22 protein-coding genes are annotated in these 24,297 nt (G+C 72.1%); 12 read left to right on the top strand and 10 right to left on the bottom strand.

Features of this window, described 5'->3' with window-relative positions:
* Positions 1-37 precede the first annotated feature (37 nt).
* The 3 genes from LIU39_RS13380 (at position 38) to LIU39_RS13370 (ending at position 3,906) form a co-directional block, all read left to right on the top strand.
* Complete coding sequence (locus LIU39_RS13380; RefSeq protein ID WP_227046896.1) at positions 38-1,708, top strand: APC family permease; 1,671 nt, start codon at positions 38-40, stop codon at positions 1,706-1,708.
* Between the two features lie 104 nt (positions 1,709-1,812).
* Complete coding sequence (locus LIU39_RS13375; RefSeq protein WP_227046895.1) at positions 1,813-3,195, top strand: L-serine ammonia-lyase; 1,383 nt, start codon at positions 1,813-1,815, stop codon at positions 3,193-3,195.
* A 246-nt stretch (positions 3,196-3,441) separates the two neighbouring features.
* Positions 3,442-3,906, top strand: coding sequence for a MarR family winged helix-turn-helix transcriptional regulator (locus tag LIU39_RS13370; RefSeq protein ID WP_227046894.1), 465 nt, complete (start codon positions 3,442-3,444; stop codon positions 3,904-3,906).
* Positions 3,907-3,975: 69 nt separating this feature from the next.
* On the opposite strand, the gene LIU39_RS13365 is transcribed toward LIU39_RS13370, so the two are convergent.
* The 3 genes from LIU39_RS13365 to LIU39_RS13355 all read right to left on the bottom strand — a co-directional run bounded on the left by LIU39_RS13365 (position 3,976) and on the right by LIU39_RS13355 (position 6,784).
* Positions 3,976-4,275 carry a hypothetical protein gene (locus LIU39_RS13365; protein ID WP_227046893.1) on the bottom strand — a complete coding sequence of 100 codons (300 nt, stop codon included), beginning with the start codon at positions 4,273-4,275 and terminating at the stop codon, positions 3,976-3,978.
* A 273-nt stretch (positions 4,276-4,548) separates the two neighbouring features.
* A complete protein-coding gene (locus LIU39_RS13360; protein ID WP_372463852.1) occupies positions 4,549-6,039 on the bottom strand; it encodes a HAMP domain-containing sensor histidine kinase in 1,491 nt (496 codons plus the stop codon).
* Position 6,040: 1 nt separating this feature from the next.
* Positions 6,041-6,784 carry a response regulator transcription factor gene (locus LIU39_RS13355; protein WP_227046892.1) on the bottom strand — a complete coding sequence of 248 codons (744 nt, stop codon included), beginning with the start codon at positions 6,782-6,784 and terminating at the stop codon, positions 6,041-6,043.
* Between the two features lie 207 nt (positions 6,785-6,991).
* Here LIU39_RS13355 and LIU39_RS13350 point away from each other — a divergent pair, with 207 nt between their 5' ends.
* The 7 genes from LIU39_RS13350 (at position 6,992) to LIU39_RS13320 (ending at position 12,864) form a co-directional block, all read left to right on the top strand.
* Positions 6,992-8,332, top strand: a complete 1,341-nt coding sequence (locus tag LIU39_RS13350; protein ID WP_227046891.1) for a glycosyltransferase family 4 protein — start codon at positions 6,992-6,994, stop codon at positions 8,330-8,332.
* Between the two features lie 105 nt (positions 8,333-8,437).
* Positions 8,438-8,992, top strand: a complete 555-nt coding sequence (locus LIU39_RS13345) for a GH25 family lysozyme (protein WP_227046890.1) — start codon at positions 8,438-8,440, stop codon at positions 8,990-8,992.
* A gap of 54 nt (positions 8,993-9,046) precedes the next feature.
* Positions 9,047-9,877: an NAD(+) synthase gene (gene nadE, locus LIU39_RS13340; protein WP_308409379.1), complete on the top strand. Its 831-nt coding sequence runs from the start codon at positions 9,047-9,049 to the stop codon at positions 9,875-9,877.
* 212 nt (positions 9,878-10,089) lie between these two features.
* The gene (locus LIU39_RS13335) at positions 10,090-10,410 is read left to right on the top strand and encodes a hypothetical protein (protein WP_227046889.1); all 321 of its coding nucleotides are present in this window, start codon (positions 10,090-10,092) and stop codon (positions 10,408-10,410) included.
* Between the two features lie 193 nt (positions 10,411-10,603).
* Positions 10,604-11,869, top strand: a complete 1,266-nt coding sequence (locus LIU39_RS13330) for a WXG100 family type VII secretion target (RefSeq protein WP_227046888.1) — start codon at positions 10,604-10,606, stop codon at positions 11,867-11,869.
* 114 nt (positions 11,870-11,983) lie between these two features.
* Positions 11,984-12,268: a hypothetical protein gene (locus tag LIU39_RS13325; protein WP_227046887.1), complete on the top strand. Its 285-nt coding sequence runs from the start codon at positions 11,984-11,986 to the stop codon at positions 12,266-12,268.
* Positions 12,265-12,864 carry a hypothetical protein gene (locus LIU39_RS13320; RefSeq protein WP_227046886.1) on the top strand — a complete coding sequence of 200 codons (600 nt, stop codon included), beginning with the start codon at positions 12,265-12,267 and terminating at the stop codon, positions 12,862-12,864. Before LIU39_RS13325 ends, LIU39_RS13320 begins: the two co-directional genes overlap by 4 nt.
* 74 nt (positions 12,865-12,938) lie before the next feature.
* Here LIU39_RS13320 and LIU39_RS13315 read toward each other — a convergent pair whose 3' ends face one another.
* The 7 genes from LIU39_RS13315 to LIU39_RS13285 all read right to left on the bottom strand — a co-directional run bounded on the left by LIU39_RS13315 (position 12,939) and on the right by LIU39_RS13285 (position 20,155).
* Positions 12,939-13,832, bottom strand: coding sequence for a cytochrome c biogenesis CcdA family protein (locus LIU39_RS13315; RefSeq protein ID WP_227046885.1), 894 nt, complete (start codon positions 13,830-13,832; stop codon positions 12,939-12,941).
* A complete protein-coding gene (locus LIU39_RS13310) occupies positions 13,829-14,590 on the bottom strand; it encodes a DsbA family protein (protein WP_227046884.1) in 762 nt (253 codons plus the stop codon). The genes LIU39_RS13315 and LIU39_RS13310 overlap by 4 nt, the downstream gene beginning before the upstream one ends.
* A 103-nt stretch (positions 14,591-14,693) precedes the next feature.
* Entirely contained in the window at positions 14,694-15,158 is a 465-nt protein-coding gene (locus tag LIU39_RS13305) for a hypothetical protein (RefSeq protein ID WP_227046883.1), read from the bottom strand.
* Between the two features lie 537 nt (positions 15,159-15,695).
* On the bottom strand, positions 15,696-16,223 hold the full coding sequence (locus tag LIU39_RS13300; protein WP_372463851.1) for an ATP-binding protein: 528 nt from the start codon (positions 16,221-16,223) through the stop codon (positions 15,696-15,698).
* Between the two features lie 273 nt (positions 16,224-16,496).
* The gene (locus LIU39_RS13295) at positions 16,497-17,264 is read right to left on the bottom strand and encodes an enoyl-CoA hydratase/isomerase family protein (RefSeq protein WP_227046881.1); all 768 of its coding nucleotides are present in this window, start codon (positions 17,262-17,264) and stop codon (positions 16,497-16,499) included.
* A 91-nt stretch (positions 17,265-17,355) separates the two neighbouring features.
* On the bottom strand, positions 17,356-18,576 hold the full coding sequence (locus LIU39_RS13290; protein WP_227046957.1) for a L,D-transpeptidase: 1,221 nt from the start codon (positions 18,574-18,576) through the stop codon (positions 17,356-17,358).
* A 325-nt stretch (positions 18,577-18,901) separates the two neighbouring features.
* Positions 18,902-20,155: a L,D-transpeptidase gene (locus LIU39_RS13285; RefSeq protein ID WP_227046880.1), complete on the bottom strand. Its 1,254-nt coding sequence runs from the start codon at positions 20,153-20,155 to the stop codon at positions 18,902-18,904.
* A 265-nt stretch (positions 20,156-20,420) separates the two neighbouring features.
* On the opposite strand from LIU39_RS13285, the gene LIU39_RS13280 reads away from it, so the two are divergent.
* Together LIU39_RS13280 and LIU39_RS13275 are read left to right on the top strand one after the other, a co-directional pair.
* On the top strand, positions 20,421-22,373 hold the full coding sequence (locus LIU39_RS13280; protein ID WP_227046879.1) for an ABC transporter ATP-binding protein: 1,953 nt from the start codon (positions 20,421-20,423) through the stop codon (positions 22,371-22,373).
* Positions 22,370-24,271 carry an ABC transporter ATP-binding protein gene (locus tag LIU39_RS13275; RefSeq protein ID WP_227046878.1) on the top strand — a complete coding sequence of 634 codons (1,902 nt, stop codon included), beginning with the start codon at positions 22,370-22,372 and terminating at the stop codon, positions 24,269-24,271. Before LIU39_RS13280 ends, LIU39_RS13275 begins: the two co-directional genes overlap by 4 nt.
* The last annotated feature ends 26 nt before the right edge of the window (positions 24,272-24,297 follow it).

Genomic DNA, 24,297 nt, shown 5'->3' with positions numbered 1-24,297 from the left:
GGGGGTTTCCGCGACAGAGGACGGACACACGCACTCCATGGACATGAGCGCGGGCAACAGGAAGGGGCTCAGCCTCTTCGCCCTCATCATGATCGGCATCGGGTCGATCTTCGGCTCCGGCTGGCTCTTCGGCGCCGGCACCGCCGCCCAGGTGGCGGGCCCCGCCGCGCTGGCCGCCTGGGTGATCGGCGCCCTCCTCATCGGCATGATCGCCATGACGTACGCGGAGGTCGGCTCGGCGTACCCGATACCCGGCGGGATGGCCCGCTACGGCCATCTCTCGCACGGGCCCGTCCTGGGCTTCCTCACCGGCTGGGCGGTGTGGATCGCCGTCGCCTCGCTCATCCCGATCGAGTCGATCGCCGCCACCCAGTACATGTCCTCCTGGAGCTTCGGCTGGGCCCGCGGCCTGGTCGACGGGGAGCGCCACGAGCTGACCGTTTCGGGCATCGGCGTCGCGCTGGTCCTGACCTTCGCACTGTGGCTGACCTGCTACTGGTCGGTTCAGCTGCTGGCCCGCGCGAACACCGTCCTGACCCTGGTCAAGTTCGTGATCCCGGTCCTCGCGGTGGCCGCCCTGATCGCCTCCGGCTTCCACACCTCCAACTTCACCGCGCACGGCGGCTTCGCCCCGTACGGCTGGTCCGCGGTGCTGACCGCCGTCACCACGTCCGGCGTCGTCTTCGCCTTCAACGGCTTCCAGGCCGTGGTCAACCTCGGCGGCGCGGCCAGGAACCCGGGCCGGGCCATCCCGGTCGCACTGGTCGGGGCACTCGCCCTGGGCCTGGTGATCTACCTGGCGCTCCAGACCGCGTACCTGGGCGCCGTACCGCCCGAGCAGCTCACCACCGCGGGCGGCTGGCGGGGCGTGGACTTCAGTTCGCCGTTCGCCGATCTCGCCAAGCTGCTGATGCTGCACTGGGTCGTCACGATGCTCCAGTTCGGCGCCTTCATCTCGCCGGCCGGATCGAACATCGCCAACGTCGCCTCGGCCTCCTACATGGTCCAGAACATCGCCGAGACCGGCTTCTTCCCGAAGAAGCTGGCGGCCGTGCACCCCAGGTACGGCACCGCGCGCCCGGCGATGTGGCTCAACCTCGGCTTCTCCGTCCTGCTGCTGGTCACCGTCGGGCACAGCTGGGAGGCGCTGGCCGGGGTGATCTCGGCGGCCATGGTCATCTCGTATCTGATCGGCCCGGTCGCGGTCGGGGTCTTCCGGCGGACGAAGCCGGATCTGCCGCGCCCGTTCCGCCTCCCGGCCGCCGCCGTCCTGTGCCCGGTCACCTTCGCCTTCGCGGCCTGCGCGCTGTACTGGTCGCGGTCGCCGGACACCGCCAAGGTGGCGGCGCTCACCCTCATCGCGGTGCCCGTCGCCGCGCTGGTGCTGCGCCGGACCGGCCGGCGGCTGCGCGGGCAGTTCGCGCCGGCGTGGTGGATGGTCGCCTTCCTGCTGTGGATGGCGCTGGTCTCCGCGCTGGGCAGCCCGGACTTCGGCGGCCGTGGCATCATTCCCGGCGGCCTGGACATCGCGCTGGTCGCCGTCTCGGCCGTGGCCTTCTACTTCTGGGCGGTACGCGCCGGGGTCCGGGCCCATCACGCGGGCCTGGCCGGCGCGGAACCCGCGGCCGCCGCCCCGCCGGAGGCCGCCCCCGCGGCCGCGGCACCGCCCGTTACCCCGGAGGACGACCGCCCGACGGTTGCCGTCTGACCACGGGCGCCCGGTCCGGGTTACGCTCATCAGTCGGCGCAGAAACGTATCAACCACCCCATTGCTCCACCGTCCACCACGAGCAGACAAGGGAGTTCGCCACCGTGGCCATCTCTGTCTTCGACCTCTTCTCCATCGGCATCGGCCCCTCCAGCTCCCACACGGTCGGCCCCATGCGGGCCGCCCGGATGTTCGTCGGACGGCTCAAGAAGGACGGGCTGCTGGCCCAGACCGTGTCGGTGCGTGCCGAACTCTTCGGCTCGCTCGGCGCCACCGGTCACGGCCACGGCACCCCCAAGGCCGTCCTGCTCGGTCTGGAGGGCCACTCCCCGCGCTCCGTCGACGTCGAGAACGCCGACGCGCTCGTGGACCGCATCCGCAGGACCGGCCGGCTCCGCCTGCTGGAGGCCGAGATAGGCAGCGCGCACGAGATCGACTTCGACGAGCCCACCCAGCTGATCCTGCACCGCCGCCGCTCGCTGCCGTACCACGCCAACGGCATGACCCTCTTCGCCTACGACACGCACGGTGCGCCGCTGCTGGAGAAGACGTACTACTCGGTGGGCGGCGGCTTCGTCGTCGACGAGGACGCCGCGGCCGAGGACCGCATCAAGCTCGACGACACCGTCCTGACGCACTCCTTCCGCACCGGCGACGAACTCCTTCGGCTGTCCCAGGACACCGGCCTGTCCATCTCCGCGCTGATGCTGGAGAACGAGAAGGCGTGGCGCACCGAGGCGGAGATCCGGGCCGGGCTGCTGGAGATCTGGAAGGTCATGCAGGGCTGTGTGGAGCGCGGAATGACCCGCGAGGGCATCCTGCCCGGCGGCCTCAAGGTCCGCCGCCGCGCCGCCAACGCCGCCCGCGCGCTGCGCTCGGCGGGCGACCCGCAGGCGCACGCCATGGAGTGGATCACCCTCTACGCGATGGCCGTCAACGAGGAGAACGCCGCCGGCGGCCGGGTGGTGACCGCCCCCACCAACGGCGCGGCCGGCATCATCCCCGCCGTGCTGCACTACTACGTCAACTTCGTGCCGGGTGCGGACGAGGACGGCGTGGTCAGGTTCCTGCTCGCGGCGGGCGCGATCGGCATGCTGTTCAAGGAGAACGCCTCCATCTCCGGCGCCGAGGTCGGCTGCCAGGGCGAGGTCGGCTCCGCCTGCTCGATGGCCGCAGGCGGTCTCGCCGAGGTGCTCGGCGGCTCGCCCGAACAGGTCGAGAACGCCGCCGAGATCGGCATGGAGCACAACCTCGGCCTGACCTGTGACCCGGTGGGCGGCCTCGTCCAGATCCCGTGCATCGAGCGCAACGGCATGGCCTCGGTCAAGGCGGTCACCGCCGCGCGGATGTCGCTGCGCGGCGACGGCCGCCACCACGTCTCCCTCGACAAGGTCATCAAGACCATGAAGGAGACCGGCGCCGACATGAGCGTCAAGTACAAGGAGACGGCCCGCGGCGGGCTCGCGGTGAACATCATCGAGTGCTGACCGCAGGCGGCGGAGCGTTCGACGACGGCCGCAGGGCCGCCCCGCGGCGGGCGGGCCTGCGGCCGTCGGCCGTTCCGTGACCGCCCGGTTATTTACTCAGCGCACTGACCAGCTGCCGCCAAGTCGACTTCCGTCGCGGCCAGTAGCCCGGTTCAAGTCCCTCCGTGCACGAAATGTGCCCCGGTAGACTGAACGTCCATCACTGCGACACGCACGGTGTCCACACGATCACGGGGAGGGCCCGGCGTGCCCACGCTCGACCTCAGCAGCCATCCGGGCCATCTGGCCCGCCGCTTCCAGCAGGCGCACACCCTGCTGTGGAACACCATCGTCTCGGAGGAGGTCACCTCACCGCAGTTCGCCGTACTGAACGCGCTGGTCGACGAGGACGGGCTCGACCAGCGCACGGTCGGCGAGCGGGTCGGCCTGGACCGGTCGACCATCGCCGAGGTGATCCGCCGGCTCGTCGCGCGCGGCATGGTGGGCAAGGTCCGCGATCCGCACGACGGCCGGCGCTCGGTGCTACGCGCCACCGACGAGGGCGTACGGGTGCACAAGAAGCTCGCGGTGCGCACCGCCCGGATGAACCAGGTCTTCCTCGCCCCACTGGAACCGGCCGAGCGGACCGTGTTCCTTGACCTGCTCCAGCGCGTCTCGAACGCCGCCGAGGACCTCCGCCATCCCGCCGGGCCCGCCGCACCGAGCCGGTAGGGCGCGGCGCCGGGGGAAGCGACAGGGCGGCGGGGCCCACCGGCCCCGCCGCCCTGCGGGAAGCCGCCGCTACCTGCCTATCTCCCAGGCGAACGGCGGGAGTTCACCCGCACGGGAGTAGATCTCCAGGGAATGGTCCACCGGTACGAAGGGGTGGACCCGGCCGCCGTCCAGGCCGGCCAGCAGCCGGGCGCAGTGGTGCAGACAGCCGGCCACCTCCGTGCCGTCCCCGGAGACGATCGTGGCGGCCGCGTGCGGGCCCTCGCACGGCGTCGGGTCCTCGGCGGACGCGGCGGCGCAGCGGGTGGAGGTGAGTGTCGGACGGTGTGATTCCGGGTGGTCGGCGGCGGGGCGGAAGGGTATGTCCATCGGTACTGTCCCCCAGATGGTGCGATGGTTTCCGGTGCGGATGCCGGTACGGACCCCACGTCCGGCGGCACCCAGCACAGTGGTGCTCCCCTACTCACCGGTCCATGCCCGCTTGGCGAAGACCGGGGGAAGACCTGGAGCGTTCGTCATCGACTCATGGGTTTTCGGCCACCGGCGCGCGGCGCGCAGCCGCCCGAAACCCCTCCGACCGGGGGCGTAGTGATGTCATGAGGGGGCGCACGCGGCCGCGGGCGCCCCCTTTCGGCCGCCCGGTCACCCGCCCTGGATATCCGCGGCGTCGCTCCCGGTCGGCGGCGGCGGTCCCGGGCCGACGGTGAAGCCCAGCACCGCGCCGCCGCCGGGGCGGTGGGCGGCGAAGGCGTGGCCGCCGTGGGCCGCGGCGATCTCGCGGACGATGGCGAGGCCGAGTCCCGAGCCGGGCAGCCCGCGGGCGGCCGGCGCACGGTAGAAGCGGTCGAAGACCCGGGAGAGGTCCGCGTCCGCGATCCCGGGGCCGCGGTCGAGCACCTCCATCCGGTCGCCGGTGACCACGACCTCGATCGGCGCCGCCCCGCCCGCGTCGAACTTGGCGGCGTTCTCCAGCAGGTTGGACAGGGCCCGGTGCAGCGCGGCCGGGCGGCCCTCGACCACCACGGGGTGTTCGGTGCGTACGGTGATCTCCCGGCCGGTGCGCCTGCGGGCCGCGGCCGCCGCCTTCTGCGCCACGTCCGCCAGGCCCACCTCGCTCAGCGGATCGGCGTCCCGACGGCCGGCCGCCAGGTCCACCAGCTCGTTCACCAGGTCGGTCAACTCGCGCGCCTCGCCCGACAGGTCGGCCAGCAGCTCCTCGCGGGCGGCGGGCGGCAGTTCATCGAAGCGGTGCAGCAGCGAGATGTTGGTGCGCAGCGAGGTCAGCGGCGTCCGCAGCTCGTGGCCCGCGTCCTGGGCGAGCCGCTGCTGGTCCCAGGCCGAGCGCGCCAGCCGCCCGAGCATGTCATCGAAGGCCCGGCCCAGCCGCCCGACCTCGTCCCGTCCTGCGACCGGCACCGGCACGTCCAGCCTGCCGTGCTCGGCGACGCTCTCGGCGACCGAGGTGAGCCGGACCAGCCGGCCGGTGATCCGGCGCGCCAGCCACCAGCCCGCCGCCCCGGCCACCACCAGGACCGCGGCCGCCAACAGGGCGGTGCGCAGCTGGAGTTCGGCCAGCAGCTCTTCGGAAGCGCTGGACTTCTGCGCGACCTGTACCGCGCCGCGCCCGCCGCCGAGCGCGACCGTCGCGAGGTGGTACGCGTCACCGCCCGCCGTCGCCTCGCGCTCCGCGTACCGACCGGCCTGCGCCGCGCCTGCCAGCTTCCGTTCCGCCGCGCCGACCGGGAGCCGCGGGCGCCCCGGGTCCACGGTCCGGCCGTCCGCGTCCAGCACCTGGACGTCGGTGCGGGTCGGCCGGGTGAGGTCGTCCCGCGGGCCGTCGTGGTCCGCGTCGGCGGCCGTGTAGTCCGCGGGCCCGAACGGCTTCTCCCGCACCTGGTCCCTGAGATCGCCCACGACCCCGGAGAACACCGACTTCTCGTCCACCCGCACCAGCCGCGCCGCGGCGTCGTAGCTGAGCACGCCGACCAGCACGGTCACCGCCGCGGCGCCGGCGGCGAAGGTCACCGCGAAGGAGGTGCGCGCACTGGCCGGCGCACGGTCCCGCAGCCGTGCGCGGAGCCGGCGGAGCCAGGGGCCCGGCCGGGCCCGGGGCCGGCCGCCGCCCGTGCCCACCTCAGTCCTCCCGCAGGACGTATCCGATGCCGCGCACCGTGTGGATCAGCGGCCTGCTGCCCGGCACGTCCACCTTGCGCCGCAGATAGCCGACGTACACCGCGAGGTTCTTGGAGCCGGGGCCGAAGTCGTAGCCCCAGATGCGGTCGTAGATCGTCGAGTGGTCCAGCACGATGCCGGCGTTGCGCACCAGCAGCTCCAGCAGCTCGAACTCGGTGCGGGTCAGCTCCAGTTCGCGTCCGCCGCGCCAGGCCCTGCGGGACGGCCCGTCGATCCGCAGGTCGGCCGCTTCGACGACCCCGCTGTCCGCCGCGCGCTCGTACCCGGCGCCCGGCTCGTCGGCCGCCGCGCCGTCCCGGTCGCCGTACTCGCCGTCCGGCGCGGTCCGCCGCAGCAGCGCGCGCAGCCGGGCGAAGACCTCCTCGACCTCGAAGGGCTTGACGACGTAGTCGTCCGCACCGGCGTCGAGCCCGGCGATCCGGTCGGCGGTCTCGACCCGGGCGGTGAGCATGAGGACGGGGGTGCGGTCCTGTTCGGCCCGCAGCACCTGGCAGACCTGGAGCCCGTCGATGCCCGGCATCATCACGTCCAGCAGGATGACGTCGGGCCGCTCGCGGTGCGCCGCCGCCAGTGCCTGGATCCCGTCGGCGACCGCGGTCACCCGGTAGCCCTCCAGCGTCAGGGCGCGCTCCAGGGCGGTGCGGATCGGGCGGTCGTCCTCGGCGAGCAGTACGGCGTAGGTCACCCGGCAAGTCTGCCAAGCCCGGTGGGTCGGGCGCTCAGGGCCGTGGGGCCCCCGCGGCTTTCTTACCGGGCTCTCACCCGGACCACGCCGCGGGCTTACCCCGTGCCGCCAGCGTGGCCACGGGCCGGACGGTAGGCCCGGGGCGTCCGGCCGCCGCGCCGGGCCGGACGGCCGGAGAGACGCGGCGTACCTACCGGGAAAGACCGGATGAAGATCACCCTCCTGCTGCACAACGCCTATGCCATCGGCGGCACCATCCGCACCACGCTCAATCTCGCCGCCGCCCTCGCCGACCGGCACGACGTGGAGATCGTCTCGATGCTGCGCCACCGGGAGGTCCCGCGGTTCGCCGTCGACCCCCGGGTGCGGCTCGTCCCGCTGGTGGACACCCGGGTCGGCAGCGACGACATGGCGGACCCGCGGTTCTCCGAGCCCGCGCACGACTTCCCCGCGGCCGAGAAGCGGTACGAGCAGTACAGCCGGCTGGTCGACATCCGGGCCGCCGCCCACCTGCGGGCCACCGACGCGGACGTGGTGATCGGCACCCGTCCCGGCATCAACGTCTACGTGGCCCGCTTCGCCCCGCACCGCGCGCTGCGCATCGCCCAGGAACACCTGCGCCACGACGCGCACGGCAAGCGGCTGCGGGCCGAACTCGCCCGCCACTACCGGACGCTGGACGCCGTGGTCACCACCACCGAGGCGGACGCCGCGGTCTACCGCGCCCGGATGCCGCTGCCCGGCGTCCGCATCCAGGCGGTGCCCAACATCGTGCCCGCGCCGCAGGTCCCGCCGTCCGACGGCACCGGCAAGGTGATCGCGGCGGCCGGCCGGCTGGTCCCCGGCAAGCGTTTCGACCTGCTGATCGAGGCGTTCTCCGCGGTCGCGGCCAAGCACCCGGACTGGCGCCTGCGGATCCACGGCGGCGGCGCCGAGCGGGCCGGGCTCCAGCAGCTGATCGACGGACTCGGCCTCGGCGACCGGGCGGAGCTGACCGGTCCGCGCTCGCCGATCGAGGCGGAGTTCGCCAAGGCCGCCGTCGTCGCCTCCGCGTCGGACGCCGAGTCCTTCGGCATGACGCTCGTCGAGGCGATGCGCTGCGGCGTGCCGGTCGTCAGCACCGACTGCCCGCTGGGCCCCGCCGAGATCATCACGGACGGCACGGACGGGCTGCTGGTACCGCGCGGCGACGGGATGGCGCTGGCCGGTGCCCTGCTCACGCTGGTCGAGGATCCGGAGCGCCGCGGGCGGATGGCCGCCGCCGCGCTGCACAGCGCGACGCGCTACGACCCCGGGCCGATCGCCGCCCGCTACCAGCGCCTCTTCGAGGAACTGCGGTCCACCCGCAGGCGGCGGGCGCTGCGGCGCGTTCTGGGGTGGGCCCGCGCGCGCGGACGGCGCCTGGCGCGCCGGATCCTCACCGCCGTGCGCCGGCCCGGGAACGGCGCACCGGCGGCGCACCGCGGGGCGGACCCGGCGGTCCGCGGAACAACCGGTGCCTCGTCCGCCCCGACCGCCCCCTCCGTCACCAACACACCCTCGCTGTAGGGAACTTCACGACCCTGATCTGGCGTCTCAGGACGTGCCCATGCTGAACTGCTGGGACGCAGATGACGCTTCGGAAACGCAGGTCCGATCGGCGGGAGGCCGCTCATGCTGCACGGTGTCGATATCAGCTCGTACAACTCGTCGTTTTCCACCGACGGGCTGGACTTCGTGTTCGTCAAGGCCACCGAGGGCCGGTCCTACATCAATCCGCACCAGTCCGCGCAGGCCGCCAAGGCCCGCAAGGCGGGCTGTGTGGTCGGCTTCTACCACTTCCTGTGGCCCGGGAACATCGCGGCCCAGGCCAAGTACTTCGTCGAGAAGTGCGCGTCCGTCCAGGGCGACGTCCTGGCCGCCGACTGGGAACGCACCGGCGACGGGACGTACGCGAGCAACGCGCAGAAGGACCAGTTCCTGCTGGAGGTGAAGAAGCTCCGCCCGACGCACCGCGTGATGCTCTACTGCAACCGCGACTTCTGGCTCAACCACGACACCACGTCGTACGCCGCCGACGGCCTGTGGATCGCCGACTACGTCTCCGCGGGGCATCCGAGGATCAAGGCGAAGTGGCGCATCCACCAGTACACCGACTCCCCGCTGGACAAGAACGTCGGGGCCTTCGCCGACAAGGCCGCCCTCAAGAAGTGGGCGCACCCGTCATAAGGTTTCCGTAGCCGGCCCACCGGCCGGAGGAAACCCCAGACACAAGGAGCAGCCGTGACCGACCCGGCGTCCATGACCGTGCAGCAGGAGATCGCCCGGGATCTCCAGGTGACCGCGTCCTTCGACGCCGAGCAGGAGATCGAGCGCCGGGTGGCCTTCCTCGCGGAGCGGCTGACTTCGACCGGCCTGCGGTCACTGGTGCTCGGGATAAGCGGCGGCGTGGACTCCACCACGGCGGGCCGGCTCTGCCAGCTCGCCGTGGAGCGGGCCCGCGTCGCCGGGCACGACGCGACGTTCTTCGCCATGCGGCTGCCGTACGGCGTGCAGGCCGACGAGAAGGACGCCCGGCTGGCACTGGACTTCATCCGGGCCGACCGGCTGCTGACCGTCGACATCCGGCCGGCGAGCGACGCCGCGCTGGCGGCCGCACTGGACGGCGGCGTGGAGTTCCGTGACGCGCATCACCAGGACTTCGTGCAGGGCAACGTCAAGGCCCGGCAGCGGATGATCGCGCAGTACGCGGTGGCGGGCGCCCAGGACGGCCTGGTCGTGGGCACCGACCACGCGGCCGAGGCGGTCTCCGGCTTCTTCACCAAGTTCGGCGACGGCGCGGCCGACGTCGTCCCGCTGACCGGGCTGACCAAGCGCCGGGTGCGCGCGGTGGCCGCGGCCCTCGGCGCCCCGGCCGAGCTGGTCGAAAAGGTGCCGACGGCCGATCTGGAGACCCTCGACCCGGGCAAGCCCGACGAGGACGCGCTCGGGGTGTCCTACGACCAGATCGACGACTTCCTGGTGGGCCGGCCGGTGCCCGACGCGGCCTTCGAGACGATCGTCCGCCGTTACCGCCTCACCGGCCACAAGCGCGCCCTGCCGGTCGCCCCCTGACACCGGACTCGCCGACGGGCCCGCGGGCACCCCGCCCCGGGCCCGTCGGCGTGCGCCCGCCGGCCGCGCACGGACCTGTCATGAGCCGGTAAGGCGACGGTCACCGTGCGGGGGCTAATCCGTCGGCGGGAGTGGGCAGGGATGCGGCCATGGGAAGCCGCGAAGTGCGATCGGAAGATCAACTGTCAGTGGGGCCGCCTACGCTCCGAGGCATGGGTTACGCACAACTGCGCGAACTCCGGACCGCGCTGACCACCGCATCCGACATTGCCTCGTCCCTGCAAGCCGCCCCGACCCGGCGGGACGCCGACCAGCTCGTCGACGTCCTCCGCCAGGCGCTGACCGCCGCCAGCTCGCTCAGCGAGGAGAACGGCCCGACCGGCTGCGCCGTCCATCCGCACGGCGCCGTCGATCCGCTGTACGGCGACCCGGAGGATCCGCTTCCGCCGGGCTACGGCAAGTGCCTGCTCTGCAACGACCGGCGACGCCGGGCGGACGCACACCCGCATGTGCACCGGCGGCGCATCGCTTAGAACTCCGACGGCAGTACCTGCGACGGCCTGGCCGCTCTCAAAAAGCAAAAGAGAAGCAACGAAATAATTAAGCAATTTTTTTGGACGCGAAAACTTCATCAAAAGCAAACCGTGGTCCGTCCGCGACTCGGGTCACCTATTCTCGCCGTGGCCTCAACTCACAGGGGGATGACAGTGCGGCCACGGGGTGCACGTGCCCCTGCCCATCCCCCTGGAGTACCAGCACCACACCACGCGGGGGACCTTTATGTCGGGATTTCAGGCGCCGTCCCAGGGTAATTTCCACCAGTATGCCGACCTGACGTCGAAGCAGGCCGGTCACCTCGGCGACATTCAGCGGTACGGCGACCAGCACTGCAGCAAGGACGATGACCTGGAGGGGATCCTGCTGCCGTTGCGACTCCTGGTACCGAAGGCGGCACTTTACTTCTCCGGCAAACTCGCGCAATGCCACCGGGGAATGGGAGTGATCGAGGACAAGGTCCGCCGGACGGGCAGCGACTACGCCACAGCCGATCAGCAGACCATGGCGGACCTGCACTCCATTTACCCGGATGCGATCTCCCACTTCCCGAACATCAGCGCCCTTCCCGGCGCCTCTCAAGTCGCTGATTTCACCGATGAAGCGGTGTCCCTCAAGGCGCCGGTCAACGCGGAAGAAGCCACCACGAAGAACATCCACCACCAGCTGATGCTGCTGGGAATGAAGAGTGAGCTGAAGACCGCCGACAAGGTATTCAGCTTCCTTACGGGCCAGAGCCTGATCGAACTTCTTCTCAAGCCCGTCCTCGGTGATTACGGGCGGCTCATGTCCCTCCACGATGCGTACGACAGCCTGGGGGCTGCCGTCTACACGGTCGCGGGCACCCTGCGCAAGGGGTCCTGGGCTCTCGGGAGCGAGTGGAAGGGCGATACGGGAACGGCCTTCGATTCCTATCTGTTCCGGTGGACGATGGGTATCGGCGGCGTCGGGGACGCCGCCAAGATCGTGGCCAAGGCGTACAAGGACGGCTACGACGTCGTCATCGTCCTCCTCCACCAGGCACTGCGGGCCCTGGACGACCTGATCAACAAAGAGGTCGAGCAACTCGCCAAGGAGGGCGCGGAGATGCTCGCCGGTGACGCGGCCATCGAGGCCGTCGGCCTCGGCCCCGAGGACCCGCTGGCGGACATCGGCGCCGGCCTGTACTCGGCCTACAAGCTGTACAAGATCTACAAGATAGTCAGCAAGATCATCACGGCCATCAAAATCATCGAGGGCATCTACGAGGGAATCGAAAAGGCCGTCAAGGGAATCGAAGAAGCGGTCAAGAAGGTGACCGAGGCGCTGGATTCCCCGATGCCGACGGTGGGCAGCCTGATCGACGATGTGGAGCAGCGCGGCTTCTCGTTCGAAATGAGCAGTGGCTGGAGCCCTGCGGCCGGCGCCGCGCGCATCGGTATGCTCCCCGCGGCCTAGCCAGGTCCTGTCGTCACGGTCCCGCCCGGCCACGCCCGATCAGGCGCTGCCACTGCGTCTTCCCCCTCTCCCGCCACCCCTTTCCCGTCCCTGACGACCTTTTTGGAGGGCGCCATGTCGTCGTACCGGCCCGTCAACCCTCAGCACCCCGAGCCGCCCGGTTCACCGCTGGATCCCGCCGACGAGGCGCGTATCGCGGCCACGGACCAGATCGGTGACGAGTTGCTGGAGAGCAAGACCGCCCGCCAGGACGCCGTGACCGAAGAGATCTACGAACAGCTCCGGGCGGGCTCGGAGGTGGACGACATCAAGCACCTCATCGCCAAGCTGAGCCGGGTGGCCACCGAGGACGCGGCCGACCGGCAGAACGGCCCGCGGTCCGGAAGCGGCCGGCCGTGATCCAGTCGCTCAGCTCCTTCACCGTCACAGTGGAATACGCCCGCTCGCACACCACCTTCCTGGCGCGGGTGAACGGGCAGCGGGAGCCGGTGGCCCGTATGCACAGGGAGGTGCACTACGAGGGCTCACGCCCCTACACCGTGACGGCCGGGCAGGGGCTGGCGGAGTGCGCCGGGTTCGTCAGCGAATGGAAGGCATGGCTACCCGACCGGACGCCGGTGGGCACCGTCGAGCGCAAGAGCCGCACGAACAGCGCGGACCGCTGGACCTTCGTCCAGCACGACCTGGGCGAGCTGGCCGGAGAACCGGCGGGCGCCGGGAGCCGGCTGCGTCACGCTTCCCCGCTGCGGATGGCCTTCGACGCCGCGCAGGTCAACAACGTCCTCTCACATCGTCTGCGGTTCCGGTCGGACGCGTCCGAGGGTTTCGCGCTCTCCCGCCGTGCCGGAATCCGCTCCGGCTACGAGGTCACGGTGCACGACCCCCGTGTCAGCCGTCTCCTGGTGTTCTCCTGCCTTGCCCAGTTCAACCGCTTCGTCGCGTCCGACCCCCGCAAGAACCTGATCGATCTGACCTCCAACCCCCTCAAGGACTGAGCCGGGCGCCGACCGGAGCGGGCCGGCCGCTGCCGCTCCGGTCGGAGCCTGGACGACGGCCCCGGCGCGCCCCGTTACCGCGCCTGCTCCGCGGCCTCCCCGCTCTCCTGCGGATCGCCGCCTTCCCTGATCTGCTTCCCCGGCTTCCCCGGCTTCTCAGGGCGCAGCGCGATCCGTCCGAGCACCGCGGCGACGACCAGTGCGGCCAGCGCGATCAGCACGTAGTCGGGCACCGCGTTCCCGATCCCCGCGACCCATTCCTCGACGTGGAATTCGCTGTCCGCGTCCAGGATTCCGGGCAGTGCGCTGGTCCCGTTGAAGAGCAGGAACAGCACGCCGATGCCGACGAAGAAGACTCCGGACAGCAGCGAGGTGGTGTGCAGCCGCAGCCTTCCGGCCCGGAGTTCCCGGCCGCGCAGCCAGCCGCGGCTGCCGAGCCGGAAGCGGTCCCACAGCAGTGCGAGGACGAACAGCGGCAGCGCCATGCCCAGCGCGTAGACGGCGAGCATCGAGGCGCCGTACACCGGTGAGCCGCTGACCGCGGTGACGGTCAGCACCGCGCCGAGGATCGGGCCGGCGCAGAAGCCCGCGAGGCCGTAGACGCAGCCGAGGAGGAAGGTCGAGACGGCCGAGCGCGGGGTGATCCGGGCGGCCGCCGCCTGGGCCCGCTTGGAGGCGAAGCCCAGGCCGAGGATCTGCGCGACACCCATCGCGATGACGACCCAGCCGCCGACCGCGACCAGCAGATCGCGGTGCCCGTTGAACAGCCGGCTGGCGGCCGTGCTCGCCGCGCCGAGCGGGACGAGGGTGGTGGCGAGCCCCAGGTAGAAGACGCCGGTACGGGCCAGCAGCTTGCCGGGGTTGGCGAGCGAGTACGCGAAGAAGGCGGGCAGCAGCAGGGCGCTGCACGGGCTGATCAGGGCGAGGACGCCGCCCAGGAAGGCGGCGAGGTAGCCGATGTCGGTCACTTGCCCGACCCCTTCGCCTTCGCGGCGGCAGCGGCGTCCTCGATCGCCCGGCCGAACACCTCCGTGGACTGTGCGCCGGCCACCGGACGGCCGTTGACCAAGAACGACGGGGTGGACTGGACGCCGAGCCGGTAGCCCTCGTCCTGGTCCTTCTGCTGTGCGCGCTTGGCCGCCTCGCTGTCCAGGTCCTTGCGGAACCTGTCGATGTCCTTGACCCCGCTGGTGCGGGCCAGCTCCACCAGCCGGTCCTCGGCCAGCGCGTCGCCCTTACGGGTCTTGGCGTACAGCTCGTCGTGCATCTGCCAGAACCTGCCCTGCTGCCCGGCGGCCCAGGAGGCGCGGGCGGCGCGCTCGGAGTCGGCACCGTAGATGGTGAAGTTACGGAACTCGATGCGCAGCGTGCCGGCGTCCACGTACTTCTTGATCAGGCCGGGCTGGGTCTCGCGGGTGAAGCGCCCGCAGAACGAGCACTGGTAGTCGGCGTACTCGACCAGCACCACCGGGGCGTCTTTCCTGCCGACCGCCAGCGGGTCGCCGTCCTGGCGCCTGCTGGTCTGCTCTGCGAGCTGGTCGTACATCTTCTGCTGTCCTGCGTCCTCCTGCTGCGAGACGGACGCGGCGGCCTCGGGCTCGCCGGTGTCGCGGCCGCCCTCGACAGCCTTGCCGACCGCGACGGCGATGGCGATCACGGCGACGACGAGGGCGATGACCGCGCCGACGGCGGCGAACCTGCGGGTGGGAGAGGCGGATGTGGGCATGCGAAAGCTCCAGTCGTACTCGGGGGAAAGGCCGGGCGCCGGGGCGGCACGGCCGGGCCGGTCGGGGCGTGGCCCGCGGGTGCGGGGCGAGCCCGGAAACGGCCTAAATCCGCAGTACGGGAAGGAGGGTGGAGTGGTCGGCGTCGCCCGCGGCGGCGGTGGGCGGCCGGGCCAGCGCGAACTGCGCGGGCGCGTCGACGGCCATCGGGGCGGGGCCCGCGGTGCCGGGGGCGAGGGGTTCGACGCGGTGCGGGGCGGGCAGCGGGGCGGACTCGTCGTTGCCGGGCGCGTGCTGTCCCGAGCAGCGCTTGGGTACGTCGATGACGTCGGTCCATACGGCGAAGCGGTCCGCCCGGTGTCCGGCCGCAGGGCCTACGGGCCCGGTGGCGGTGCCCGGTCCGTCCGCGGCGGCGTCCGCCGTGCCGGTGTCCGCGAAGGTGCTGCTCGCGGTGGTCGCCTGGGCCGCCTTCCCGGCCTGGTCGCCGCCGGTCCGGCAGAGCAGCGGCCCGAAGGTGACGGCGAGGAGGAGCAGCAGGATCGCGGCAGCCGGCCGGCGTGCGTGTGTCATGGCGTCCTCCTTCCCCGTCAGCGCGCAGCCGTCGCCCGGCGCCCGCCGTCCGGCTCCCCGGCAGGCGAACCACCGGCCGCACACGGGAGCATGAGCGGCCCATCCTACGGACCGCGGGGGCGGGTCCGAAGCAGGCACCGGACGCGGGGCACACCGGCGCCACCGGGCGAGCGGCATCCCGACGGGACGCCGCAGTCCCGCCGCTCAGCGCTCCAACTCCGCCCCTTCACCGCATATCCATCGATGCAACCGGTTATTCAACCGTCGTTTATAAGGCCGGTGGCGTACCTCACCTTGGATCAGGCGCCAATTGTATGCATTATCGGCTACCTTGTCCGTAGTTGCCCCTTTGGCAACTGGCGGCCGACCTGCCATAGTCGACCGCAGCGACCCCCATTGACCCGGGCCAGGTCGTTCACGACCCCGCGGACACACCCCTTCCGTCCGCCGCGGGTCGGCACTGGGGCCTCACCCGCACAACCCGCGGGAGGCCCCAGTCCCGTTTCCGGCCCTGTCACGGCACCCGCGCCACCCCGCTCAGCGGTCGGTGACCCGCATCTCGAACCACGTCGTCTTGCCGCGCGGCAACAGGTCCACGCCCCAGCGGTCGGAGAGCTTGTCGACGAGGAAGAGGCCGCGCCCGCTGGTGTCCATCTCCTGGACCGGCATCAGACAGGGCAGCCCCCGGGACGGATCGCGCACCTCGATGCGGATCCAGCCGCGCCGCCGGAGCATCCGCAGCCCGAACCGGCGCGCCCCGGTGTGCCGTACGGCGTTGCCCACCAGCTCCGACACCAGCAGTACGGCGTGCTCGGCGAGCTGCGGCGACAGGGCCCACTGCTCCAGGAGCACGGACTGGGTCAACCGGCGTGCGGTACCTGCGGATTCGGGGCGTGAGGGCAGCCTCACCTCGCTGACGGTCGGATCACCGACCAGTTCGAGTGCCGCGAGGTGCAGGGCGTCCGGCAGCGCCCCGCCCCCCCTGTCCACTTCCGGGAGTCCCCGGTGCACGGCGGCCGTGTCACCGCACGGCCGCGGCTGCTCCATTCCTTCGAGGCCCGCCATGCCCCCCATCATGGCCGCTGCATGACCCTCGCGGGGCCGGAACCGGCAGAATCATCTGCCCGGAATCACCGGTTCGCGACCCCCGACGAGACATATGCCAGCGGCAGTTAAGGTTCGGCCGCGCACGGTCCGACCTGCGAAGATCCCACGCCTACCAGGCATGCGCAGGCCCCGTGCACAAGGTGCGCGCAAGGCGCGGTTAAGGCTGACGCGATTCCCTCACACGAGGCACCGGGTATCGGCCAAACCTGAAAGGCACCAACACCGGCCGTATCAGCGGAACTTGGCCTTTCCCGGCCCCTCTTCGACGAAGCTGCGCATGCCGGTCTCCCGGTCCTCGGTCGCGAACAGGCCGGCGAACCAGGTGCGTTCGATGGTCAGGCCGGTGTCGAGGTCCGTTTCCAGGCCGCCGTCGACGGCCTCCTTGGCGGCCCGCAGCGCGAGCGCGGGCCCCTTCGCCAGCCGCGCGGCCCAGGCGTGCGCCTGCTCGAAGACCTCGTCGGCCGGTACCACCCGGTCGACCAGGCCGATGCTCAGCGCCTCGTCGGCCTTGACCTGACGGCCGGTGAAGATCAGGTCCTTGGCCTTGGACGGGCCGACCAGCCGGGCCAGCCGCTGGGTGCCGCCGGCGCCCGGGATGAGGCCGAGCAGGATCTCCGGCTGCCCGAGCTTGGCGTTGTCGGCCGCGATCCGGAAGTCGGCGCAGAGCGCCAACTCGCAGCCGCCGCCCAGCGCGTAGCCGGTGACCGCGGCGACCACCGGCTTGGGAATGCGGGCCACGGCGGTGAACGCGTCCTGCAGCGCCTTGGAGCGGACGATCATGGCCGGGTGGTCCATGTCCTGCATTTCCTTGATGTCCGCGCCGGCCGCGAACACCTTCTCGCTGCCGCGCACCACGACGGCGCGCACGTCATCCCGCCGGGTGGCCTCATCGGCCAGCTCGCGGAGCCGGTCCTGGGTGGCGATGTCCAGCGCGTTCATCGGCGGGCGGTCCAGGCTGATGGTGCCGACGCCATCGGCGACCTCGAAGTTCACAGTCATGCAGGGAAGGTTAGTTGCCGTTAACGGCGGCGGCTGCGGTGCACTTGGTCACAGTGGCGCCCGGCCCCGCGCCGCCGCGCCGCTTGCCGTCCTACCGCCCGGCCTTCCACTGCTTCCAGGAGAGGTTCCAGTCGCTGAAGCCGTTGTCCGGCTGGATCGTCTCGTCGTGCGAGTTCTTGACGATCACCACGTCGCCTATCAGCGAGTGGTCGAAGAACCAGGCCGCGGGGGTGGACGCGTCGCCGCCGCCACGCTGGTCGAACAGTCCCACGCAGCCGTGGCTGGCGTTCCGGGTGCCGAACGCCGCTCTGCCCGACCAGTAGTTGCCGTGGATGAACGTCCCGGAGGTGCTGAGCCGCATGGCGTGCGGGACGTCCTTGATGTCGTACTGGCCGCCGAAGCCGACGGTGTCGCCGTTCATCCGGGTGACCGGCAGCTTCTCGCTGATCACCATGCGGCCGTTGTAGGTCTCGGTGCCCGGTGCGCCAGCGGATATCGGGATGGTCTTGATCCTCTTGCCGTCGCGGACCACGGTCATCTTCTTCGACGCGGCGTCGACGGTGCTCACCTGGCTGCGGCCGACCGTGAACGACACCGACTTGTCCTGGGTGCCGTAGACACCCGGGCGGCCCTCGACGCCGTCCAGAGCGAGCCGGAGGGTGACCTTGGTGCCCGGCGCCCAGTACGTCTCGGGGCGGAAGTCCAGGCGGTCGTTGCCGAACCAGTGGGTCTCGACCGGGACGGGCGGCTCGGCGGTGACCTTGACGGCGTTCTCGACGGCGGCGGGGTCGGTGATGCCGCGGGTGAAGCGGATCGAGACCGGCATCCCGACGCCGACCCGCCGGCCGCCGTCCGGGGTGTAGCGGCCGATGAAGGTGTTCTTGGGGACGAGCGTGGTGAAGCGGGAGTGTTCGGCGGACTCCCGGCCCCGGCTGTCGACGGCCACCGCATCGACGGTGTACTCGGTCGACGCCCCGAGATGGCCGCCGGGCCGCCACCGCGCGCCGTCGCCGGATATCCTGCCGCCGACCTCGTTGCCCTTGTCGTCCTTGACCTTGACGGATCTGAGCTTGCCCTTCCGGGCCGTCACGTTCAGCGCGCCGCTGGTGGCGACGCCGTCGGCGCCGTCCTCGGGCGATACGGTCACGGCCGCCTGCGAGGCGGCCCTGCCGCTCCCCGCCTTGCCGCCCGGCTCCTTCCGGTCGGCCGCACCGCCGCCGCACGCCGTCACCAGCAGCACGGATCCGAGCAACAGCGCCAGCGGTATCCCGCCGCGCCGCGGCCATCGCCGGCGCACCGGCTCCTTCGCCATCGGCTGACTCACGACTGGCCCCTTTCCCCCTCGCACCGCGCGCACTCCCCCGCGCGCGGAACACCGCCTACCGGCACGCCGCCTGCCGCCCTGCGTGACGGACCGCTGCGCGCGTGCCGATAGATAACCACACCGGTCCGACAGTGCGATGCCCGGCGAGGGAACCGTTCCGTTTCCTGGTGCTGCGGGTGGTGCGTAACGGCACGGAAGGTGGCCGTGCGGGCGGAGGTTGGGGCGGGGCGGCAGAACGGCGGCGGGCGTGCGGGCGGCGGGCGGGACGTCCGACGGGCCGGCCGGACGCGGTCGTGCGAGCGCGCGGACGCGGCTACAGCACGCTCCCCTGGCGCCACTGTTCCCACGGCATGTTCCAGCCGCCGAGCCCGTTGTCCGGCGCGACGGTGCGGTCCTTCGAGTTCCGCACCTCCACGATGTCGCCGACCATCGACTGCGCGAAGAGCCACCCGGCGGGTGTGCCCCGCCCGCCGCCCTTGATGTCCCGCAGGCCGACGCAGCCGTGGCTGGTGTTGTCCCAGCCGAAGACCTCGGGCGGCGCCCAGTAGTTGCCGTGCAGGAAGGTCCCCGACGGGGTCAGCCGCATGGCGTGCGGCACGTCCGGGATGTCGTACTCGCCGCCGAAGCCGACGGTCCTGCTGTTCATCCGTGTCACCTTGTGCCGCTCCAGGATCACCATCTTCCCGTTGTACGTGGGGTTCTTCCGGTCGCCCGCGGTAACCGGAAGGGTGGCCGTCACCTTGTCGTCGCGGCTGACCGTCAGAGTGTGTGTGGCCGCGTCGATGACACTGGTCTGGTCCCTGCCGATCCGGAAGCGGACGGTTTTCTGCTGCGTCCCGAACGCATGGGGGCCCGCCTTCACCCCGCGCAGCCGGAGGTCCACCGTGACTTCGGTGCCCGGCTGCCAGCGCTCGCGCGGACGGAAGTCCAGCCGCTGGTTGCCGAACCAGTGGGCGGCGATCTCCACGTCCGGTTCCGCGGTGACCGAGACGGCCCGTTCGACGACGGCGCGGCGCGCGATCGGCCGGTTGAACTGGAGCGAGACGATCATGCCGGTGCCGACCGTGGCCTTGTTCTCGGGGGTGAAGTAGCCGATCAGGCGGTTCGGGGACACGTAGGTGGTGAAGGTGGTGTGGCGGGACGCGCGGTGACCCTTGCCGTCCACCGCCACCGCGTCCACGGTGTACTTCGCACCGGGCTCCAGCGGCCCTGCCGATGGCCGCCAGGTCTTACGGTCCGGCGAGATCCGGCCCGCGACGGACGCCTGCCCGGTGTCCCCGGCCCGCTTGACGACCACCCGCTGCAGCCGCCCGGCGGGCACCCGGACCTCGAACCGTCCCTCCGCCCGTACGCCGTGCGCGCCGTCGCCCGGGACGACCTCGATCGCGTGCCGGGGACCGGGCGGCTTACCGCTGAGCAGCCCGCCAGGGACCGTGCAGCCGGCCAGTGCGGTCAGGCAGAGCAGGGCCGCCAGGGCGAGGAGGGCGCGGCGCCCGGCCTGCGTGGTGGAGCGGGCAGGCGATCGGCGGGCGGTGCGCTGGGAGTTGCGGTTCTTATCACCGGACATGTGCCGAATTGTGACGGATGAGTCGGTCACCGCACCGTATGTGACCGCCCGGCATGCCGCGCGGCTCGGGCGTACCCGGAAGCGCGCCGCCCGCCGCCGCCTCGCGCACCGGGCGAGCTGCGCCTCAGCCATGCCGCATACGCCCACATCCCGGCCGAGGCGCACCTCGCCGAACAGCAGGAGTTCTGAACGCTGTTGCGGCGGTCGCGGGCCCGGCGGAAAACCACGTGAGCGTTGTCAGTGGTCGCCCTTACCCTCACTCCCGATGGCTGCTGCAACGAGTACACCGACGCGTTCCCCGTCCGGCGGGCCCGACGGGCACTCCGCCGTGCGTTCCCTGCTACGGCTGTGGCCGTTCGTCCGGCCGGTGCGCGGGCGGCTGGCCGCCGCCTCGGTGGTGGCGGTGGTCGCCTCGTGCATCTCGCTGGTCATCCCGCTGGTGCTGAAGTGGCTGGTGGACGGCCCGGTGGCGGAGGGGGATCCGGGCGGGGCGTGGCTGGGCGGCGGATATCTGCTGCTGCTGGGGGTCGCCGAGGCGGGCCTGTTCGGGCTGCGGCGCTGGCTGGTGGCCCGGCCGCTGGCCCGGGTCGAGGCGTCCATGCGCGAGGCCCTGTTCCGCCACGTCCAGCGTCTTCCGGTCGCCTTCCACGACCGCTGGTCCTCGGGACAGATCCTCTCCCGCGCCACCACCGACCTCCAGATGCTGCGCATGTTCCTGGCATTCCCGCTGACGTTCCTGCTGGTCAACAGCGTCACGATCCTGGTGGGCTGCGCGATCCTGCTGGCGCAGCAGTTCTGGCTCGGGCTGGTCCTGCTGGCGCCGGTGCTGCCGCTGATGGTGGTGTGCTCGGTGTTCGAGGCGAAGTACGCGCTCGCCGCCCGCCGGGCGCTGGACCAGGTCGGCGATCTGACGACGGTGATCGAGGAGTCCGTGCTCGGCATCCGGGTCGTGAAGGGCTTCGGGCGCCACCGCAGCCAGGCCCGCGCCTTCCGGCAGCTGAGCCACGAGCTACGGGCGACCGAACTCCACAAGGCCCGGCTGCTGGCGGCGATCTGGGGAGCCATCACCTTCCTCCCCGAGCTGGCGATCGGGGCCGCGCTGGTGCTGGGCACGGTCCAGGTGGCGCACGGCGGCCTCTCGGCCGGAACCCTCGTCGCGTTCCTGTCGACGGCGCTCGCGCTGCGCTGGCCGGTGGACTCGATCGGCTTCCTGCTGGCGATGAGCAACGAAGCGTCGACCGCCACCGACCGGTACTTCGAGGTGCTGGACGAGCCGGTGGCGGACGACGCACCGGAGCGGGCGCCGGCCGCCGCGGCCGGGGAGACGGCGCGCGGCCGCACGGCGGGCGACGGCGGGGGCGGGCTGGAGTTCGCGGGGGTCGAGTTCCGGTATCCCGACGCGCCCAGGGACGCACCGCCGACGCTGCGCGGCATCGATCTGCACGTCAGGCCCGGCGAGACGATGGCGCTGGTCGGCACGACGGGCAGCGGGAAGACCACCCTCACCGCCCTGGTGCCGCGGCTGTACGACGCCACGGCGGGCCGGATCACGCTCGACGGGCGGGACCTGACCACGTTCACCCGCGAGGAGGCCCGCGCCCTGGTGTCGGTCGCGTTCGAGGAGCCGACGCTGTTCTCGGCGACCGCGGCGGAGAACGTCCTCATGGGCGGCGAGCACCTCCAGGAGGCCGATCTGCGCCGCGCGTTGGAGGTGGCCCAGGCCGACGGATTCGTCGACGCGCTGCCCGATGGCCCCGGCACGCAGGTCGGCGAGCAGGGGCTGAGCCTGTCGGGCGGCCAGCGGCAGCGGCTCGCGCTGGCCCGTGCCGTGGCCGGCCGGCCCCGCTTCCTGATCCTCGACGACCCGCTCTCCGCGCTCGACGTGCACACCGAGGCGAAGGTGGAGGCGGCGCTGCGCACGGTACTGGCGACCACCACCGCCCTGGTCGTCGCGCACCGCCCGTCCACGGTCCTGCTCGCCGACCGGGTGGCGCTGCTGTCCGGCGGCCGGATCACCGCCGTCGGCACCCACCACGAACTGCTGCGGAGCCACCCCGAGTACGCCGCCCTGATGTCCGGCGCCTCGCCTGCGGCCGAAGAGGCCCGCCGGGCGGAGGAGGCCCCGGGCCCGGCCGATGCCGGGGAGACAGAGCCGGTCGGGAGCCCGCCACCGGCCGGCGGAGTAACACCGCGGCCCGACGGAGGCGACACCCGATGACAGCACCTTCCACGGACCTGCCGCCCGAGCGCCACGACGACGGCCGGGTCTCCGCGACGGCCGCCGCACCGGGCGGCCCCTCCGGCGCGGCGGCCGGGCCCGCGCCCGGCGACGCCTTCGAGCGGGACGTGCTGCCGGCCCCCGATGGCGCCTCGCGCTCCCTGCTGCGTTCGCTGCTCGCCCCGCACACCCGGCGCGTCTGGGCGGCGGCCGTGGTGCTGCTGCTCCAGCAGGCCGCGGTGCAGGCGGGGCCGCTGCTCGTGGCGTTCGCGCTCGACCGTGCGGTGCCCGCTCTGCGCGCGCAGGACTCCGGCCCGCTGATCGCCGTCGCGGTGGCAGCCGCGCTGTGCGCCGCGGCGTCCGGCGGGCTCCAGTACCTCTTCGTCCGGCGTTCGGCCAGGCTCAGCCAGGACGTCCTGCTCGATCTGCGCGGCAGGATCTTCCGGCACGCGCAGGTGCTCAGCCTGGATTTCCACGAGCGCTACACCTCCGGCCGGCTGATCTCCCGGGCGACGACGGACGTGGAGTCGCTGCGCGAACTCCTTGAGGAGGGCCTGGAAGAGCTGATCTCGGTCGGCCTGTCGACGGTCTACATCACCGCGATGCTGCTGTACCTGGACTGGCGCTCCGGCGCCGCTGCCCTCGTCTCCGCGGGCCCGCTGTACCTTCTCGTGGCGTCCTTCCGGCGCCGTTCCCGGCGGGTGTACGGCACGAAGTCCTCGGCCATCGCCACCGTCATCGTGAAGTTCACGGAGACGGTCAACGGCATCCGCCCGGTGCAGGCGTTCCGCCGGGAGCGGTCCAACGAAGCCGAGTTCGCCCGGCTGAACCGCCGGCACCAAGGCGTCAACGGCGACGCGCTCCTGGAGATGGCCCGGTATGTCGCCCTGTCCGGTCTGGTGGCCAATACCGCGGTCGCCGTGATCGTGCTGTGGGGCGCGTACCGCGTGGCGGCCGGCGGTCTGCCGCTGGGTGTCCTGGCCGCGTCCGTGCTGTATCTGCGCCGGCTGTACGACCCCATCGACCGGCTGGGCGTGTTCCTCAACTCCTATGAGTCGGCGGCGGCTTCGCTCGGCAAGATCGCGGGACTGCTCGCCCAGCGCCCGTCCGTCCCCGAGCCGGAAGCGCCGATTTCGCTGCCGACCGTCGCCGCCGGCCGGCCGGGCCGCACGGTCACCTTCGAGGACGTCCGCTTCGCCTACCGCACCGGCGGCGAGGTGCTGCCCCGTCTCGGCCTGACGCTGGCCGCGGGCGAAACCACCGCCGTGGTGGGATCGACGGGCGCAGGCAAGTCGACCCTCGCCAAGCTGCTGGCCCGCTTCTACGACCCGACCGAGGGCCGGGTCCTGCTCGACGGCGTCGACCTGCGGGAGTTGTCCACCGCCGAGCTGCGCCGTGGCGTGGTGATGGTCACCCAGGAGGCATTCCTGTTCTCCGGCACGGTCGCCGACAACATCGCCATCGGCCGCCCCGACGCCGGCCGCGCGGAGATCGAGCAGGCCGCCAAGGCGATCGGCGCGCACGACTTCATCGCCGCGCTGCCGGACGGTTACGACACGGACGTCCGCAAGCGCGGCGGCCGGATCTCCGCGGGCCAGCGCCAGCTGGTCGCCTTCGCACGGGCCCTGCTGGCCGACCCGGCCGTGCTGATCCTGGACGAGGCGACCAGCTCGCTGGACATTCCGGGCGAGCGGGCGGTGCAGCGCGCCATGGACACCGTGCTGCGCGGCCGTACGTCCGTGGTGATCGCGCACCGCCTGTCGACGGTGGAGATCGCCGACCGGGTGCTGGTCATGGCGGACGGCCGGATCGTGGAGGACGGCCCCCCGGCCGCCCTGATCGCCGGCCGCGGCCGCTTCGCCGAGCTGCACCGGGTGTGGCGGGACAGCGTGGGATGAGCGGGCCGGGCCCGGATCCGCCGTTC

Origin of the sequence: Streptomyces pinistramenti (assembly GCF_020564935.1) — a bacterium.
GTDB lineage: Bacteria > Actinomycetota > Actinomycetes > Streptomycetales > Streptomycetaceae > Streptomyces > Streptomyces pinistramenti.
The sequence above is the reverse complement of the archived record's forward strand: the minus strand, read 5'-3'. Positions and strand labels throughout refer to the sequence as shown.